This is a genomic window from Aureitalea sp. L0-47 (assembly GCF_026126405.1).
In the GTDB taxonomy this organism is placed as follows: domain Bacteria; phylum Bacteroidota; class Bacteroidia; order Flavobacteriales; family Flavobacteriaceae; genus Pukyongia.
Genome location: NZ_JAFMTQ010000004.1, coordinates 69,019 through 87,587, shown reverse-complemented (window position 1 = coordinate 87,587; position 18,569 = coordinate 69,019). Strand labels below are relative to the sequence as shown.

18 protein-coding genes and 1 tRNA gene are annotated in these 18,569 nt (G+C 39.9%); 14 read left to right on the top strand and 5 right to left on the bottom strand.

Annotation, left to right across the window (positions count from 1 at the left end; translation table 11 throughout):
- The first annotated feature begins 25 nt into the window (after window positions 1–25).
- Both J1N09_RS06190 and J1N09_RS06185 read left to right on the top strand, forming a co-directional pair.
- Window positions 26–571 (top strand): OmpH family outer membrane protein, encoded by a 546-nt coding sequence (locus tag J1N09_RS06190; RefSeq protein WP_265198981.1) that lies wholly within the window; start codon window positions 26–28, stop codon window positions 569–571.
- Window positions 572–583: 12 nt separating this feature from the next.
- The gene (locus J1N09_RS06185; protein WP_265198979.1) at window positions 584–1,114 is read left to right on the top strand and encodes an OmpH family outer membrane protein; all 531 of its coding nucleotides are present in this window, start codon (window positions 584–586) and stop codon (window positions 1,112–1,114) included.
- A gap of 82 nt (window positions 1,115–1,196) precedes the next feature.
- Here J1N09_RS06185 and J1N09_RS06180 read toward each other — a convergent pair whose 3' ends face one another.
- Window positions 1,197–3,371: an amino acid permease gene (locus tag J1N09_RS06180; RefSeq protein ID WP_265198978.1), complete on the bottom strand. Its 2,175-nt coding sequence runs from the start codon at window positions 3,369–3,371 to the stop codon at window positions 1,197–1,199.
- Window positions 3,372–3,536: 165 nt separating this feature from the next.
- Here J1N09_RS06180 and J1N09_RS06175 point away from each other — a divergent pair, with 165 nt between their 5' ends.
- Window positions 3,537–4,001 carry a hypothetical protein gene (locus J1N09_RS06175; RefSeq protein ID WP_265198976.1) on the top strand — a complete coding sequence of 155 codons (465 nt, stop codon included), beginning with the start codon at window positions 3,537–3,539 and terminating at the stop codon, window positions 3,999–4,001.
- A gap of 41 nt (window positions 4,002–4,042) precedes the next feature.
- On the opposite strand, the gene J1N09_RS06170 is transcribed toward J1N09_RS06175, so the two are convergent.
- On the bottom strand, window positions 4,043–4,780 hold the full coding sequence (locus J1N09_RS06170) for an arylesterase (RefSeq protein ID WP_265198973.1): 738 nt from the start codon (window positions 4,778–4,780) through the stop codon (window positions 4,043–4,045).
- A 31-nt stretch (window positions 4,781–4,811) separates the two neighbouring features.
- Between J1N09_RS06170 and J1N09_RS06165 the strand changes: the two genes are divergently transcribed.
- The 11 genes from J1N09_RS06165 to J1N09_RS06115 all read left to right on the top strand — a co-directional run bounded on the left by J1N09_RS06165 (window position 4,812) and on the right by J1N09_RS06115 (window position 14,589).
- The gene (locus J1N09_RS06165) at window positions 4,812–5,501 is read left to right on the top strand and encodes an ABC transporter ATP-binding protein (protein WP_265198971.1); all 690 of its coding nucleotides are present in this window, start codon (window positions 4,812–4,814) and stop codon (window positions 5,499–5,501) included.
- A 47-nt stretch (window positions 5,502–5,548) separates the two neighbouring features.
- On the top strand, window positions 5,549–8,041 hold the full coding sequence (locus J1N09_RS06160; protein ID WP_265199183.1) for an ABC transporter permease: 2,493 nt from the start codon (window positions 5,549–5,551) through the stop codon (window positions 8,039–8,041).
- A gap of 430 nt (window positions 8,042–8,471) precedes the next feature.
- Complete coding sequence (locus J1N09_RS06155; RefSeq protein ID WP_265198969.1) at window positions 8,472–8,813, top strand: hypothetical protein; 342 nt, start codon at window positions 8,472–8,474, stop codon at window positions 8,811–8,813.
- Between the two features lie 11 nt (window positions 8,814–8,824).
- Window positions 8,825–10,072, top strand: coding sequence for a hypothetical protein (locus J1N09_RS06150; RefSeq protein ID WP_265198967.1), 1,248 nt, complete (start codon window positions 8,825–8,827; stop codon window positions 10,070–10,072).
- 27 nt (window positions 10,073–10,099) lie between these two features.
- Complete coding sequence (locus J1N09_RS06145; protein ID WP_265198966.1) at window positions 10,100–10,687, top strand: hypothetical protein; 588 nt, start codon at window positions 10,100–10,102, stop codon at window positions 10,685–10,687.
- 538 nt (window positions 10,688–11,225) lie between these two features.
- Window positions 11,226–11,387 carry a DUF2158 domain-containing protein gene (locus J1N09_RS06140; protein WP_265198964.1) on the top strand — a complete coding sequence of 54 codons (162 nt, stop codon included), beginning with the start codon at window positions 11,226–11,228 and terminating at the stop codon, window positions 11,385–11,387.
- A 71-nt stretch (window positions 11,388–11,458) separates the two neighbouring features.
- Window positions 11,459–11,543: transfer RNA gene (locus tag J1N09_RS06135), tRNA-Ile, on the top strand.
- Window positions 11,544–11,700: 157 nt separating this feature from the next.
- Window positions 11,701–12,342 (top strand): transcriptional repressor LexA, encoded by a 642-nt coding sequence (lexA, locus tag J1N09_RS06130; RefSeq protein ID WP_265198963.1) that lies wholly within the window; start codon window positions 11,701–11,703, stop codon window positions 12,340–12,342.
- A 10-nt stretch (window positions 12,343–12,352) separates the two neighbouring features.
- Complete coding sequence (locus tag J1N09_RS06125) at window positions 12,353–12,574, top strand: DUF2188 domain-containing protein (RefSeq protein ID WP_265198962.1); 222 nt, start codon at window positions 12,353–12,355, stop codon at window positions 12,572–12,574.
- A 9-nt stretch (window positions 12,575–12,583) separates the two neighbouring features.
- On the top strand, window positions 12,584–13,444 hold the full coding sequence (locus J1N09_RS06120; protein WP_265198961.1) for a hypothetical protein: 861 nt from the start codon (window positions 12,584–12,586) through the stop codon (window positions 13,442–13,444).
- Complete coding sequence (locus J1N09_RS06115) at window positions 13,441–14,589, top strand: nucleotidyltransferase (protein WP_265198959.1); 1,149 nt, start codon at window positions 13,441–13,443, stop codon at window positions 14,587–14,589. Before J1N09_RS06120 ends, J1N09_RS06115 begins: the two co-directional genes overlap by 4 nt.
- Window positions 14,590–15,861: 1,272 nt before the next feature.
- On the opposite strand, the gene J1N09_RS06110 is transcribed toward J1N09_RS06115, so the two are convergent.
- The 3 genes from J1N09_RS06110 to J1N09_RS06100 form a co-directional block, all read right to left on the bottom strand.
- Window positions 15,862–16,410 (bottom strand): DUF4251 domain-containing protein, encoded by a 549-nt coding sequence (locus J1N09_RS06110; RefSeq protein WP_265198957.1) that lies wholly within the window; start codon window positions 16,408–16,410, stop codon window positions 15,862–15,864.
- Between the two features lie 475 nt (window positions 16,411–16,885).
- Window positions 16,886–17,986, bottom strand: coding sequence for an alkene reductase (locus J1N09_RS06105; protein WP_265198956.1), 1,101 nt, complete (start codon window positions 17,984–17,986; stop codon window positions 16,886–16,888).
- A gap of 95 nt (window positions 17,987–18,081) precedes the next feature.
- Entirely contained in the window at window positions 18,082–18,468 is a 387-nt protein-coding gene (locus J1N09_RS06100) for a hypothetical protein (protein WP_265198954.1), read from the bottom strand.
- Window positions 18,469–18,569: the final 101 nt, after the last annotated feature.

The following is an 18,569-nucleotide window of genomic DNA, read 5'->3' as shown; positions in this document are numbered from 1 at the left end:
TCAGAAATAAAAATAAATTCAAACTATGAGAAATTTTACTACCGTGATGGCATGCCTGGCCTGCATGCTAATCATGAACATCAGCTATGGCCAGGATGTAAAGGTAGGCTATACGAATGCTGAATTGTTACTTGCTTATATGCCCGAGGCTAAGAGTATGGAGCAGTCTCTTCAATCCTTCCAAAAAAAGCTAGCGGAAAAGTTAAAGGCCAAGGATGATTATATGAAAGGTAAATACACCGAGTATCTTAAATTAAAGGAGTCCGGAGGTCTGTCAGGAGAGGAAGGAAAGAGACGGGAAAATGAACTGATGCAACTCGATAGTGAAGTAAAAAAATTCGCACAGGAATCGGAACAACAACTAATGATTAAACGACAGGAACTGCTTGAGCCCATCCTGAATAAATTACAGAATGCTATAGATAAGGTCGCAGAGGAAAATGGTTTTACCTATATCATGAATCAGACTACTTCTGCCGGGGTTTCCACCATACTATACGGTCCGGAAGAGCATGATATGACCGAAAAAATAATGAAAGAATTGGGAATCCAAATTCCAAGTGGAAATTAATCCTTGAGCAATATGAAACAAAAAATTTATATACTGGGATTGCTTCTTGTCATTGGGATGGTATCTGCAGTTGATGCACAGACCAAAATGGGGTACACTAATGTGGAACTTTTAATGGCCTACATGCCCGAGGTGAAATCGGTTGAGAACAAGCTTAGCAACTTCGAAGCATCCCTCACACAGAAGTTGCAAGTGAAGCAAACCAATTACCAGTCAAAACTTCAGGAATATTCCAAAAAGAAGGAATCCGGCTTAAGTGCAGATGAAGATCAGCGACGTGTAGCAGAAATTCAGAGACTCGAGGAGGAAATTCAAAAAGAAGCTCAGGAAGCCGAGTTTAAACTCCTAAGAAAAAGGGAAGAATTGCTGGCACCAATAACAAACAGGATACAAGAAAAGATTGACGAAGTAGCTCGTGAAGGTAATTTCACATATATTATCAATAACAGCTCGGGTAATGGTGTTCCTACCATTCTATATGGAATGGAAACCATGAATGTTACCGATGAGCTCGCAGCTAAGTTGGGGATCAGCATAGAGTAGGGGTCGAAAAGAAATGTAATTAATAGCACCTAGTTAGTGCCTTACAGGTTCTTCCTTCAATCGGCAGTTTTAGTTGCGCTTTCTAATCAAAATCCAGATCCAGTACATTGAAATTATTAGCTGCCTTCACCAGGAGTGTGGACCCTATGGTTTCGAATAAATCATTTGTTTTGAGTACAAAAGCTGCTTGTTTTTCAATCTGATAGTTAGGGATACCGATTACTGTTAGCTCTGTAGTTTTGGAGTATTGTTTTATTAAACTGTAAAATGCTTCTTGTTCTACAGCATTATTGATAATGGTAATTTCAACATTAACTCTTAAATCTTCCACCACTGCCGAAATTTTTGAATGGATAACTTCAATATCAACATTGTTATTATTAACAAAGAGTACTCGAATATGTGGGTTATTCCATCTTGGTGAGGCAATTATGAATCGCGCAATATTCAGCATCATTTCGGCATTCTTGCTGTCTGTCTCCCTCCACCAAAAATCAACAGTATGATACTCCCCAAATTTTTTCTTTTTATCGAAATCCAGGTACAATAGATTATAATCTAAGTATAACAGCGTTTCTGTCATTTTAGCATATTCTGTAGAATGCTCAAGGCCTTTGGGCCAACCCATCATTATGGAATTCGGTTCCACCCCGGAAAAACCGAAAGTAGTGGCGATATTAGTGATCCCTGTATAAATATTATCAACCTTTATTTGTCTGGCAAAGATCCCAAGATCTGCGAATCTTTCATCTCTGATCACCTGTTCGGTTCTCTTTAAGGGCTTGGTATTTTTCTTGTCTAAAATGAGCTTGAAATTGGTCACAATACCCGTCCGACCGGAAATGGTCTTGCAAAGTTCCAATAGATAATACTGGTGTTCACTCTCACCGCTAAAGAGTATGATATTCGGGTTCCAGTTTGTGTTTTCATCTTCCTGTGCATCAATTCTTTTCAATCCCTTGTTCACGATGTTTTCCCAAACGCTACGCCACACATCATTGGATTGTAATTTCACTTCTTTACGTTGCAATCCAAAATATAAACCTCCAATAACCGCCAGGGCTACGAACATCGCAATCATGTCCAGCTTGAACATGACGATAAAACAAGCTATAAAGCCCAACAGGCCGATCCAGCGCTTAATTTTAAATGAGGGTTGAAAGTCAGGGTTTGCCCAACTCTCCAGGAAAAAAGAAATATTGATAAAGCCATAGGCAGTTAGATAGAACATGGAAACCACACGAGCAATAATATCCAATTCACCAATTAAAATACCCGCTTCAGCAATGACAAAAACCAAAAGTAGCGCATTTACCGGCTCTTTATTCTTTCCCTTACCAAAACCAAATAGCCTGGGTGTGATCTTATCAATGGACATCGCTTGAATAATCCTGGGGCCTCCTAGAATACCACCAAGAGCAGAGGATAGGGTAGCACCCCAGATACCTGCAACTACGGCAGGGGCAAAGAATGCTATTTTCATTAAAATATTGTAGTCGCTTTTAAGCATTTCAGGATCTACCGTAAAAGCGAGGAAAGCTGCAAGTCCAAGATAGACTGTGAGACCAGTACCAATGGCAAATAGCGTTCCCCGGGGAATAGACTTTTTAGGATCTTTAAGATCGCCACTCAAGGCTATCCCAGCAGTAAAACCTGTAACAGCAGGGAAAAATACAGCAAAAACAATCTCGAGCGGGACCGAATCTGTTGTGGAAAAAAGAGGGATGCTATCTACTGTAAATTCTGATGACCCTATAAAGATTGAAACCAGTGAAACAATGATGGCCGCCAGGATGATGTATTGCGCTTTAAGAGCAAGTGACGTACTAATTAATGCCAGCACAGTAAGCGATACCAGTGCCAGCGTACCTGTTAATCGAAGATCATTCGGAGTGAGGCCAAATCCAAAAAAAGCATTCAGGCTTTCTGCGAACCCTATTAGATATAAGGCAATTGAAAATGCAGTTCCTACCGCTAAAGCAATACCTATAGAACCTCCAATTGGAACCCCCATACTTCGCGATAGGACATAATAAATACCACCGGCGCCAATTTTTTTATCAGTAGCTACAGAAGAAACACTTAAACCAGTGGTAACCGCGATAAGATGAGCAATTAGTATGATGGCAATAGTACCGATAAGGCCGGCATTACCTACAACCCATCCCAGGCGCATATACATGATAACGCCTAAAATAGTTAAGATGGAAGGCGTAAATACACCTTCAAAAGTTCCGAATTTCTTTTTTTTATCCATTAATTGGCTGGGAGAATTCCGAGTGGGAATATAACCAATCCATTTTTATCTGTAATTGGAATAGCAAAGCAATCAAACCTCATCAAAATTTCGATAAATTTTATCGTAAAACAATTTCATTCGTTGGAAATGACTAACTTTTCAGCTCACTAAAAATTTATTCTTTTGAAAAAACAGCTTCTTTATTTAATTATTGGTTTAGCATTATTCAGTTTTCCACACCACAATTTAGCACAAGAACCCGATTCAGAAACTCAATATACTAATGAAGAAAGGATCGATATGCTTTGCGGTTGTGTAAATTCTCTTATGACCGACTTACACCCTCAGATCAAAGAAATGGTGAGAGAAATGGATGCCTTGGGTGAGGAAAAAGCAATGGAAAATTTCACAAAATATCTTGAGGAAAATCCTGGTGAAATAGAGCAGATAATGAAAGATGGCAAAACATTGGAGCAATTCGATCAATCTCTAGCTGAAATTGATGGTTGCAGCAACCTTAACAAAATTCTTTCGGATGCGAACTTAGAAGACAATCCACTTGCCGAGAACGAATTCAAAGAACTTTTAGAAACTAAGGGTAATTGCGAATTTGCTCAAATATTTTTTAAAATGGGAACCAAGGAATAAAGCGGAATAGCTTGAAAAGGTTTTGCTGAAAGCTTTCTATTTTATTGAACTATTACAGTCTCCAATGCCTCCCAAACCGTATTCGCCACGATCGCATGGCCTTCAACAGTAGGGTGGATGCCATCATTCTGGTTTAACTCCGCTATGCCGCCCACATCTTTCAGAATAAAAGGGATGAACAATACGTTGTTCGCCTCGGCAAGCTCTGCGAAGATAGCTCTGAATTCCGCAGTGTACTCCTGACCCATATTTGGAGGGAGCTCCATACCAGCTAGTATAATTGTGGTTTCTGGATCTTTTTCCCGAACTGCGTCCATGATGGCCTGCAGGTTAGCACGGGTCTCCGTTAAGGGAACGCCTCGTAAGCCGTCATTACCGCCCAGTTCTAAAAGGAAAATATCTATATCCTGGTTGAGTACCCATTCAATCCGACTTCGGCCACCTGCCGTAGTCTCACCGCTCAAACCGGAATTTACCACCACATAGTCGAGGTCCAGGGAATCGATCCTTGTTTGAAGTACCCCCGGAAACGCATCGTTGGTATCGTCCAGTCCGTAACCGGCCGTGATACTATCCCCAAAGCAGAGTATGGTTTTGGTTTTGGTTTCTGAAGCTGTTGTTTCAGTTTCCGTGTTATTCGTTGTGTCCTCCGGTTTCTGTACGTTTTTATCGTTCCCGCACCCAAGTAGGAACAGTACCAGGATGAAATAACAAAATTTTATGATTTTAGAGGTAGGCGAAGCGGTGAGATTTAAATCCAAATGTTTATTTTCAGGCATCGAATGAAGCAGTTTAGGTAAGATCAATTATATGTCAAAGATATTAAAGATAAACGGGCTGGAAAAGCGATATACCAGCGGTTCCAAAGAATTAACGGTCCTGCAGGATGTTTCTTTTGAAGTGGAGAAAGGACAAACATTTTCCATCGTCGGGCCATCCGGTAGTGGAAAAACCACCTTGCTGGGATTATGTGCTGGTCTGGATAAGCCCGATAAAGGCAGCGTGGAGCTCTGTGGCTACGATATGAATTCTCTCAACGAAGACGAACGCGCCCAGTTGCGGAATAAGGAAGTAGGATTTATTTTTCAGAATTTTCAATTGCTGCCAACCCTTACCGCACTTGAGAATGTTAGTGTTCCTTTGGAACTACAGGGCGCCAAGGATGCTGCCGAAAGAGCCAAAACTTTGCTGGAGAAAGTTGGATTGGGAGACCGGACCCATCACTATCCTTCCCAACTATCGGGAGGGGAACAGCAACGGGTGGCCCTGGCAAGAGCGTTCTCGAACACCCCTTCCATATTGTTTGCCGATGAACCCACCGGGAACTTAGATGAAGAAACCGGGGAGCGAGTCATTCAACTCCTGTTCGAACTCAACAAAGAGGCAGGCACCACTCTGGTTATCATTTCTCACGACCTCGACCTGGCTAACAGAACCCAGCAGATCCTCCGACTCAAAGGCGGACGAATACTTACCAACGAACCTACAGCCATAGTTTGAGCCAACCCCAACTAACATCCAAAAACAACATTGCCTGGCTGGTAAAAATGGCCTGGCGAGATGCAAAAGCGAGTAGGGTTAGACTCTTCCTCTTTATGGCTTCGATCGTGCTGGGTATAGCGGCGGTGGTTTCTATTCAGCTATTCAGTACAAATCTCAAGGAAAACATCCAGCGGCAATCCAAAGCGCTGATGGGTGCAGATTACATCATCGACAGTCAGCAGGAACCCAACGAAAGGGCACAGGCTATCATCGATTCATTGGAGCCCGACGCCTTTGAAGTGAATTTTGTGTCCATGATCGCCTTTCCGAAGAACGGAGGTACCAAGCTGGTGCGAGTTCGCGGACTGCAGGGCGACTTCCCGTTTTACGGGGAGATCGACACTCAGCCGGTAGCGGCCGCTGATACATATCAGCAATCCGGCGGAGCGCTGGTAGATGCCACCCTAATGCTACAGTTCAATGTAAAGCCCGGTGATTCCATAAAAGTAGGGGAGGTGACATTGCCCATAGCCGGCTCCTTAAAAGCCATTCCCGGCAGTTCGGCTATTTCCACTTCGGTGGCCCCGCCGGTGGTCATCCCACATCGATACATAGAAGCCACAGAGCTTATACAATTTGGCAGTCGGAAAGAATACCAGTTCTTCTACAAGGACCCTGATGCCGACCTTGACGCCATGGATGAGTTCCTGGATCCCATACTGGACGATGAGAATGCCGACCTCGACACACACACAAGCACCAGTGCCCGATTGGGACGTGGTTATGAGAACGTTAGCAAATTCCTGAACCTAGCAGCTTTTATTGCTTTGCTATTAGGATGTGTGGGGATCGCTAGTTCGGTGAATATCTACATCAAAGAAAAATTAAAGGCCATTGCCGTTTTAAAATGCATGGGCGCCTCCAGGCGACAGAGTTTTATGATCTATCTGCTCCAGATAGCAGGGATCGGGATCATTGGAGGGATCATTGGAACAGGTATAGGTGTTGGTCTGCAGGAGCTATTCCCCTTTATTTTACAGGAATTCCTGCCTTTCGATGTTGAGATCAGGATCACCATACCGCCCATAGTGATGGGTGTCTTACTCGGCTTCTTTATGTCGGTGTTGTTTGCGCTCCTGCCACTCATGCGCACCTGGTATGTATCGCCACTGGAAGTGCTTCGCATAGGCGGAGCTCCCTCTGAAAAGTCTCAGGAAGCCCGTTTTATCATAATTACGGTGATCGTTATTTTTCTATACCTATTCTCTTACTGGTTACTCAGGTATATGTGGTACGCACTCGCCTTTACGCTGGGAGTTTTGGTGACCTTTGCCATCCTGGCCGGAATCGCTAAATTGTCCATGAAGTGGGTAAAAACATTCTTCCCAAAGAGAGCGAAGTATACCGTGCGCCAGAGTTTACTGAACTTATTCAGGCCCAATAACCAAACCCTGGTATTGATCGTGGCCATTGGCTTAGGTACCTTTTTAATAAGCACCCTGTATTTCACCAAGGACATCCTGCTGGCCAAGACCAGTATTGGAGAGACTTCAGCGAATGCGAATCTTATTGCCCTGGACGTGCAGCCCGGACAGGTAGCCGGTGTATTGGAGATCTTTGATGCCAATGAGCTAAAAGCCATTGACAATATCCCACTGGTCACCATGCGTATGCACAGCATTAAGGGGAAATTGGTTAATGCGTTAAGGCAGGACAGCACACGACAGGTGAGAAGATGGATACTGAGTCATGAATTCAGGACAACTTATAGGGATTCGCTTATTCCTTCTGAATTACTGGTAGGAGGGGAGTGGGTTCCTGAACAAGGTCCGGATGAACAGGTAAAGATCTCCATTTCCGACAACCTCGCGGCAGACGCCAGGGTGAAGGTAGGGGATACCATCGTTTTTAATGTGCAGGGAGTGTTGATGGAAACCACGGTGGGCAGCATACGGGAGGTAGACTGGGCCCGACTGCAGCTTAACTTCTCCATCGTATTTCCCAAAGGGGTTTTGGAAAACGCTCCACAGTTTAATGTATTGACCACCAATGCACCCAACGAAGAAACCTCTGCGGCTTTCCAGCGTGAGCTGGTTGCCAAATACCCCAATGTGTCGGTGATCGATCTGCGGCAGGTGTATAACATCATAGAAGACATCCTGGACAAGATCACCTGGATCATCAACTTTATGGCCTTCTTTAGCATACTTACCGGCATCATTGTCTTGATAGGCTCCGTACGCACCAGCAAATACCAGCGCATACGCGAAAGTGTTTTATTGCGAACCCTGGGCGCTACCAACAAGCAAATCTTAAAGATCTCGGCCCTGGAATACCTGTTCTTAGGAGTCTTAGGAAGCCTGGGCGGCATACTCCTGGCCCTGGTAAGCAGCCTGTTGCTTGCTGTACTGGTCTTTAATGAGCCTTTTGTACCCTCCGTAATTCCCTTCCTGGTCTTTCTGCCGGGAATCTCGTTGTTGGTGTTGGGGATAGGGCTTAGTAATATTCGAACAGTCTTAAGGAGCTCTCCCCTCGAAGTTCTTAGGAGAGAAGTCTAAATATTGAGGGCTTGTCCTCCTAATCCGCCTATGGCGGAGAAGGAGGGAGGAGTTTACCCTGATTAAAGCCGAAATGTAACTTGAGCTTTGGTTAAAAGTTAAAAGTCCTACTACCGTTTTTTCAAGAATTTATCACAAAAGCTTATTGAACAATGTTTACAAAACTAGAAGGGATCGCAAGTTCCTAAATCTCAAGATAGGGAAGTGGCGAGCGAACAGACTGCTACTATAAAAGCGACTTATTCTAAAGCTAAAAACTCGAACTACAGTGATCGAACAGTGATTATTCTATTCGAAGGAAGCTTTATTTAGCTGTATTTCCTGAATGTTACAAATGTTACGATCATTGTTACGTACGTTATAAGTGTCAGATTTATAATGAATTAATTTCGATTTTAGAATTTTCATTAATTAATAACACATTTTAAATATGGAAAGCGATATTAAATTATTAAAGCGGGGTACACTTCAGTTTGAAGGAAACGAACTATTCATTCAAGCGCATGATATTAAACTTGATAGTCCCAAAAGGAGACAAGGATCTGGTCACAGGCGAGCAATGGTTCATAACACAAATGACGGACTAACCATAAACTTTAATGGCGATTATCCTGGAGGTGTAACAATTAAGGGAAAGTTATTTTCAGATGCGCTGGAACTAAATAAGTTGCGCAGACTATACGGACACACTTCTCTGGTCGATACTATTTCAGCAATGAAACGCGAAATAGATACCCTTAAAAGACGAATTGACACTTTAGAGCGTCGTTAATTACATAAGTCATGAGAGATAATTTTAGAGATATAGCAGCCTTCATGGATCCAGTTGAACCAGCCACTGGCTTAAGAGACTTGTTCAACATGCACTTATTGGAAGAAGGTCATGGTTATGCAGAAGTATGGAGACGACATAATCATCCTGATCAAATTGTTCAAAAGTTCTTCATGTTTAATACCTATTTAATGGACATTCCGGGTAAAGGAAGAAAACCAGCTGTGGAATATAGAGATACCGAAATAGGCCGTTTTACTGCAGATAACTTTGATATTTGCTGTTTATCCGAAGTTTGGCATAAAGAAGAGAGAAAGGATCTCTTAAAACAATGGCCAGATAATTCTCATGTTGCCCATAAATCAGGAAGGGGAGCGATGATTAATGCATTTAGTATGTTGAAATCTGCGGGACTGCTAACTCTGTCTAAAACACATGAGATAAGGAAAAGTCATTTCTATGAGTTTAAATATGAATCGGGAAGCGATAAGCGTGCTGATAAAGGCTGTTTATTAACTGTATTCACACCAATCTCAAGTGACTCTTCAAGAACACCTAGCAGTCTGAATATCTACAATACCCATATGAACGCAGCTGGTGACGCCAAAAACAAACAGATAATTGAGTTAATTAAATTTATTTGGGAAACCAAAAATAAGGTTGTTGGTGACGATTCGAGGCCAGGTCGAGAAGGTCTTAATAATAATATTTTATGTGGAGATTTTAATCTGGACCGCTTCCAGCGTGGTAATCTTCTGAGAGCGGAAGAGGTACTAAGTTGGTCGGTAACGCGATCACTTCCTAGTCATCTGCAACTAGCTGTTGGTCGTCGAGTTCTTCCTAATGGCACGGTGAGTAGAACTCGAATTGGAGCTAAGACAGGTTTTAATTTAATGCGAGACTTGCTCTTAGTCCTTGGTTTTAAGGATTTATGGCAAACTAGAAATGGCACCCCGGGATTTACCAGTAATTTAACCACATCACCCTTAATGTCAAATAGGCCAGTGGTAGATCCAGAATTTCCATTGTATTGTGATGACAAGGTTATACCGAATACAAGAATTACTGAGCATAAACCCACCGCCATTGATCATGTGTTTGTGAATGGACGTAGATTGAATACATCTTTCACTATTGATTTTACACGACCGAGACGTCCATTTACCATTCGGCCGTCAGATGCTAAAGATTTAGACAAAATTGGTTTTATGTCTGATCATTTAGGTATATCAACCACGATTTTAATGACACCAAAGTAGAAAGTAAAAAATTGAAAATTGAGTACCATGGCAAAAATAGTATTTAGGGATCGATCAAACAGCCTTTCTGAAGATCAAAAGAATATTATTAGAGCAGCATTTAGACATGCTTTAGTAATACAACGTCTGGTTGAACAAGACTTTAACGCATTAATGAACGTACCACGGCGCAGAAGGAAAAGAGCCATTCATGATTATGGTAAAATTAAAAAATGGATAGGTATTCAGAAGCGGGGAAGGCTAAGAAGAATAGCGAGACGTGTATCAAAACTTCGTAAATGGTTGGAAAACAGGCGAATTTTAGTTGTATTTCACGAGCAAGAAGATTTTATCTGCGCCGATACCAGGCGTGGAGCTAGTCGAGGTGCTAGATATATCAGTCCTGTGATTCGCTTCCATATGTGTGAAGATTTTTTTAACGGTAGTGGCAACCGCATGGCAGATCTAATAATTCATGAACTCTGTCATGAAATGGGACATCTACACGCTATTAACGACAGGCATGCTGATATTCTAGCCTTAGCAGCTGGGCGGGATGCCCATAGGGTAGCTAGAAATCCATTAACATATCAAGGCTTATTCAGGGAATATACTGTGGAACCTATCAATGTATAAATTGCACATAGCGACGGAACTCCTGGAATGCAATATTTCAAAGATTCTTATAAGTTATCCGGAATATTAAATTTATGCATGAGGCTCTATTTGATATAATATAGAATTATAGCTACAGTTGGATTAGTGAGGCGCAAATGGGCTTTTACATAATTGTCGACGATATAGCCCTCGCCGTCGATATCTACAATTATGTAAAATACTGGCGTATACGCCCATTTGCTATAAATGTACTATAATGTTCAGCGTTATGTAACTTTGCTTGGGTAAAAGCAAAATCGATTTGCACAATCTTTATCAAAAAGTTTTCTTAAAAAATCTTCTTAAAAAATCGAATCGAACACTCTTTTCCCGACCCGAGGTAGGAGGGAAGGGGAATGTGTGTAGAATGACATAAATTAACTTAAAATATGACATTTATTCATTTATTTTTATTAAATATTGACAATATGTCACACTATATTGTGATTAGATAAAAATATTTCATTGGTATAGAATTTGACTCATACAAGGAATATAAATAATAAAACTATTAATAATGGATGAATTAAAAGTTGGAGATGTAGTTGTCTTAAAAGCAGGAGGTCCTAGCATGACCATATATCAAATTAATGGTAATGATGTTGGCTGTAAATGGTTTGATGGTAATGAACTAAAACACGGTGGTTTTGTAACACAAGAATTAGAATTGGATGAGTAGTTTAAATATTAATAAACATCTTTTGCGGAGATTTAGTTTTCTACATTTCCGAAAGGAATAATAATCTTTTCGGAGTTGGCAGAGCGGTCTAATGCAGCTGATTTATAATCAGCCGAACCTTAATTGGTTCCATGGGTTCGAATCCCATACTCTCCGCAAGAAAGGCTCTCGAAAGAGAGCCTTTCCCATTTTATTGATGATATATTTTATTCTTGTTAACAAGTTATATCATTTTGTTGACAAAATATATCTCATTCTATGAGATATTAAAACACTAAATGTTAAATTTGTTTCTGTAAATCAATACATTAAAATGAATCGTATAAAGGAAGTTTTAGAAAGCAAAGGTATTAAGCAAACTTGGTTGGCTGAAAGGTTAGAAAAGAGTTACAATATGGTTAACTCTTATGTCCAAAATAGGAGACAACCAAGTCTTGAAGATTTGTTCAAGATTGCAAAAATATTAGATGTTGCAGTTGCTGAATTGTTAGAAAGCCGTACTTCTAAAGAAAAATATGATTCAATGCAGCCAACAAATCTGAAAGTTGCTGAAGATGAAGAAGAGTATGAAAAAATGGTAAGCATACCAGTGGTAGGAAATGTTGCTTGTGGATTTCCTCTTTTTGCTGAAGAAAATATTGAAACGGAAATTTCTGTTTCAACAAAGCTCATTAGAAGGGGTAAAAAGTATTTTATTCTTCGAGCTTCGGGTGACTCAATGAACAAAGCGAATATAGATGATGGAGATTTAGTATTAATAAGAAAGGAACTAAATGCTGAAGATGGTGATAGAGTAGTGGCCTTAATTGATGATGAAGCTACAATAAAGGAATTTAAAAATAATGGAGACCATATTGTATTGTTACCAAAATCAACAACTAAAGAGCATCAGCCAATTATATTAACAAGGGAATTTAAGATACAAGGAATTGTAGAAAGTATAATAAAAATTTAAAATGTAAATAATGAAAAAGAATCAACACGTAGTTCCACATGGTAAAGGTTGGGCAGTTAAAGGAGCAGGGAATCAAAAGGCAACAAAAGTTACTTCTACTCAAAAGGAAGCAATTAATGTAGCTAGAAATATTGCGAAAAATCAAAAATCAGAACTTTTAGTTCATAACCAAAAAGGCCAAATTAGGCAGAAAGATAGTTTTGGTAACGATAACTTTCCTCCAAAAGGATAATTTTTTTTCATGAAGAGATTTATTCTAAAAATACTAGTTGCTTTAGTTCTTATAATAATCGGGCTTAATATAGATGAATCTCTTCATCCTGAGTTTGTAGGTGGTGGATTTATTTTGCTTATTACCGTTTTAGTCATAGATGGTTTTGATTTCTTTTACGGTAACAGGAGAAGACTAAAATTGGCATTGCATTCCTTTTGGATCGGCCTATTTGGAAAATACATTAGATTTTCAATGTCATATCAATATTTAATTAAGGTTGATGATAAATTTCTTTTGGTACAAAATGCCAATCCAAATTGGAATTGGTATCAACACGTAGGGGGGAAATATAAAAGGTTACCTGAGACTTATAGCATTTTAAAAAAATTAGGAGCTACTGATGATTTGAGAATGAAAACCGGTGGCTTAAAAAAAGGAGATTTGGCTGTGTTCGTTCCAGCAAGAAATGCATTAAAGTTTCTTGATTGGTTTAACAGCGAAAAAGATCGTGAGATATCTCATTGGAGAGAATTTTATGAGGAATTGCTTGGTGGTAAAGCAGACAAACGAGTTCTTAAAAAGAAAAACTTCCCATTTGTCAAATACAGATTTATAAAATCAGTCCAGACTCCTTTAAAAAGAGCGCCAATTGAATCTGGTTGGAATTGCTGGGAGATTTTGCAGTATGATGTTTTAGAGCTGATACCAAATGAACCGCAGCTCATGGAATTAAAAGATCTTTTATCCAAAGGCGATACTGAATATATTAAATGGGCTAGTGCCAAAAAAATAAATAGTTTAGGCTATAATGGAGATGATTTAAATACTGAATACAATATTGGACCTCATGCTAAATGGGTATTAAATTTAAAATGGAGTAAAGAATGATATTATTTAAAAATAGAAGCGCACAACTAGATGATTTGTTAGCTAGAATAGCTGAACAAATTCAGTTAGACGACACAAGAAAAGAAAGGATGGAATCGGCTTATCGTGCCATTGAGAGTTTACTTAATGAAGATGATAAGTTTTTTAAAGATGCAACTTTTGAAATATACCCACAAGGCTCAGTTCGTATTGGAACAACCGTTAAGCCTACAGGAAAGAATGAATTTGATTTAGACATAGTTGTTCATATTGTTATAGATTGGAAGAACTATACACCGCAATATATTTACAACCAATTAAAAAGAGTTCTTCAAAATAGTGATAGATATAAGGATAAAGTTGAATTAAAAAATAGATGTGTTCGATTAAACTACGCTGGTGATTTTCATATGGATATACTACCTGGATGTCAAGAAACTAGCTATGATGAAGATAAATTAGTCGTGCCAGATAGAGAATTAGGAGATTGGACATCTAGCAATCCTAGAGGGTATGGCAATTGGTTTATTGAAAAATCTAATCTTGCGAAAACTACTTTACTAGAAAAGGCCTACGCTATGGAAGATTTGCCGGCTGATGAGTTTTCTAAAAAGAAACCTTTGCAGAGAGCAGTTCAGCTAATTAAGATGTATCGAGATGAATATTTCAAAACAAATCCAAAAATGGCAACGTCGAGTATAATACTAACGACTATTGCTGGAGAATTTTATCAAGGCGATGATTCGATTTTTGACGCTATTGAAAACATTATTATCAAAATAAAACAAAATTTTAATGCCGCAGGTTTAGTCGGAAATCGTTTGAAAATTTTGAATCCAGTTAACCCTCAAGAAGATTTCAGCGACAAATGGGATGATGTTAAGGAGCCTGAATTGTATGAACAATTTAGAAAGTTTATACTTCATTTAGATGAACAATGGAAAATTTTAAAAGACGAGAATGGAGTTATCGAGGAAGCTAAAACAATAAAAGGGTTATTTGGTGAAAAAGCCTTCTTGAGAGCTCAAGATTCACAAGTAGATTTACTAGAAAAAGCAAGGAAAACTAGAAATATTGGGATAAATACCACCACAGGTATTATAGCAGGATCAACTTCAGCTACCATGAAACCAATAAAAGAAAATACATTTTACGGAGGTGAATAAACAAAAGAATTATACTTTGTCAGAGCAATATATAGCTCTAAAAAAAAGTTACCCGAAATTCAACCTTAGGCTTTTAAGAGATTGTGTTGTCTGCAAAGGAATAATAAAACCTACTTCAAGAAGTGTCAGTTATTCTTTTAAGTTAAGATATAAATTGGGTAGACGTCCAAAAGTTAATATTCTGAACCCTGTGTTGAAAAGAAACTTTAATAATGAAAAAATCCCCCATATTTACTCATTAAATGAATTATGCTTGTATTTCCCAAAGTATCAGGAATTTAATTCAAAGATGTTAATCGCAGATTGTATAATTCCTTGGATAAGTTTATGGCTGTATCATTATGAGAATTGGCATATTTCAGGGGAATGGAAAGGCGGTGGAATTCATCCGCACTCTAATAACAGAAATAAGAAAGCATCATAATATTCATTCAAACAATAGGCGAGCGCAGTGGCCTGAAGAAAATGCGGGCCGGCGTTGGCGTGAATTTGTGTCTTACTTATAGAGCCGTGGTCCCGGGCTGTGAGTAGGGGCGTGGAGCGCCCGGTGGCGAAGCCAATAGACACAAAGGGCGCGTGGAAGCTTATTTTCTTCTTGATTTTTTGTTTCTTTTTCATCAAGGAAAAAGAAAGGAAAGAATCTTATTATTGAAGCATATCAACTTTTATTTGACATAATTTTTCGAGACAATTACTAAAAAGCTTTATTTAGAAGCAGATACGAGCAAGGGCATAGAAATTTTTACAACGGCAAAATTTTATGCTGTTGCGAATCGCAATCAAGAAAGTGGTCAAAACTTTTTCCAGCACAAGTAATCTGAATAATGGAAGATTTATAAGGAAAGCAAAAGTGATTGCTTTTTATGGTGTGGCCAAGCGATGGAAAATTGGATGAAAAAGAAAATGCGATCAGCATTTTACTTTTACAAAACAATCTAGCGGTTGGGCGCGGCAATTTTACATAACGGCAAATTATGGTACATAGCGACGGATCTTCGAGAATTCATTATTTAAAAAATCTTTATAGGCTATACAGAATAAGCGATTTAGGAGATTGTACTATTTTATATAATATAGAATTATAGCTACAAAGGAGTTGTGCCTGGCGCAAATGGGCTTTTACATAATTGTTGACGATATAGCCGTGACCGTCGATATCTAAAATTATGTAAAATACTGGCGTATCCGCCCATTTGCTATTAATGTACTATAATTTATATTATGTAAAATAGAATATTTCCAAATCCACTCTACCTCAGTATAGTATAGAATCTACTCCTGTTTTAAGGCCTTCATATTCCCCGTGTAGAAAATGGAATTCCGGAAACTGCTGTTTACGTTTACCTGGGCTCTCTTATTCGCCCATACGGTAATGGCAACATTATAATTCTCTGTTCCGTCATCCATGGAGAAATTGATCACAGACCGCTGTCGCTTCTCGTTATACGTCACCCTGTAATCCTCAGGTACGCCGTCAAATTCTATAGCACCATTTGTGTCGGCCATATTCACCGTCATCTGCCTCGTTCCGAAATACGGTAAATATATGGACAAGCTGTCACCGTATTTTCTAATAAAGTTCTGTGTTCCTCGTAAATTGATCTGTCCGGATCTGCTATCCATAGGCAGTAAATTACTGGCTGCCAGTTGTGATAATTCACTTGTGGCCAACGGACGCACCCATTGCAGTTGTACCTCGTAGTCGTTATTCTCCACAAAAGCCTTGGTGGCCATTGCTTCTTCCGTCTGCACTGCCTTATCTGCACTGCTACAGGCAGTTAGTAAAAGCAGTAATATAACTAAATATTTAGTTGATCTCATAACCTTTCTTTCTTTTATAGCATCAAAAACTATTCCTAAGATACGGAATATTAGACAGTTAGTATATAAGAATGATAGTATTTTAGAATGTTTGACTATTGGAATAACGTGACAGGTTCTCGATACAATCCGCCTTTGGCGGATCACTCGAACTGACATAAGTCTTCGGACTTCCGAATCCCGACCAACAATATTGAATAACAATAAACAATAATTAATATTCGACATCCGACCCTTCGACTCCCTGCCCGTTCCGTTCTGGCGCACACTAAGTTCATTGCTTCTGACCAACAATAATAAATAACAATAAATAATAATCAATCATCATCCAACACCCGTCACCGGACAATAATAAGTTTATAAGCTTAGGTGTTTAAAAGGTTAAAAAGCTTCTTTCTTCGAACTCCCGAATCCCGACCAACAATAATGAATAACAATAAACAATAATTAATATTCGACATCCGACAATTAAACTTTAGGTCTTTCTTTCGTAGTCCAGGTACCCTTCCGCGCCCTGTGTATAGAAGGTTTTCTGGTCCCATTCACTCAGCTCCACCCCTTCCCTGAAACGTTCCACAAGATCGGGATTTGAGATGTACGGCTTTCCAAAGGCTACCAAATCGGCATCGCCATCTTCAATCACCTTATTGGCCTTCTCCAGGTCGAAATTGGTGTTGATCATCAGGGTCCCCCTGTATTTGGGTCGGTATCGCTTCGCGATCTGAGTTTCGGCATGGGGTACTTCGCTCACATCCGTAAAGGGTTCCGACAAATGCACGTAGGCCAAATTGTACTCCGCATCCAGCTTTTCAATGATGTAATCAAAGGTTGGCAGCGTATCTTCATTTACCATGATCCCCCACAAACCGTGCAGGGACGGGTTAAATCTTACACCAATCCTGTTTTCCGGGAATACGGCTTTCATGGCATCAAGTACTTCAAAAAAGAAACGCGCCCTGTTCTCTATACTCCCTCCATAGGCGTCGGTGCGTACATTACTACTACTGCTAAAGAACTGGTGAAACAAATACCCATTACTGGAATGGATCTCGAGTCCGTCGAATCCTGCTTCCTTCGTGTTTATTGCCGCCTGAACGAATTCCTGTTTGGTTCGTTCGATATCTTCCAGCGTCATTTCCTTGGGAGTTTCGGTTTCCTTAAATCCTTCATAGGTGTACGATTTCCCATGCGGATTAATAGCCGACGGCCCCAAGGGCAGTTCCCCTCCGTGGAAATCGGGATGCGAAACCCTGCCCACATGCCATAACTGGATAAATATTCTTCCATTTGCCTCGTGTACGGCCCGTGTAACTTTCTTCCAGCCCTCAATCTGTTCCTTGCTATAGATGCCCGGGGTGTGAACATACCCCACTCCCCTTTCGGATACCTGGGATCCTTCAGTAATAATAAGGCCTGCCGAAGCGCGCTGTTTATAATATACATCGTGCATACCTTCAAAGGGTGCATTTTCAGGGTTGTCGGCACGGCTACGCGTCATTGGCGCCATTACTACCCGGTTGGGTAACTTCAGGTCAGCCATGGTATATGGTTGTAATACTGCTTGTTCTTTTTTCATCTCAACTTTTTATTTTGGTAAACAGGAATAACAAAGCCACACTCCACCTGAAGCGGAATGTGACTTCGGAAATTGAATTTGGTTAGTAGTATGGTTTATTCTGTCAGGTACTCTGCAAAATAATCCATCATTTCTTCCTTAAGGTCGTAATGCATCTGAATATACGTTCGCATATCTCCCTTAAGATCGGACTGCTCATGGCGTAAACGTCCATCTATTTCTTCATTCAGGTCTACGGTGTGTAGATTTCGCAACTTGTCCTTGCATCGGTGTTTTAGCTTAGCGATCGCAGCTTTCTCTATCATTATTCGGTTCTGGAAGTTCTCCAGTGATTTCCTGGCATCCATGCCAAATTCCCTTGCAGCGATCTCTTCGAGCTTCTCCTGGAAGGTATCCATTTCGTCAAAATGGAATCGCAACTCCCGTCTCCAGGTCTCAAGATTAAACTTCAAGTCACTTAAATAACGCACTTTTGTCTGCATAGTCTGTAGTTATTAGGGTTCTTATTTTTCTTTAGTATGTTAGTATATTAGAATTTTAGATTATTAGTATTTCGCATTCTTGTCACTTCGATACGATCCGC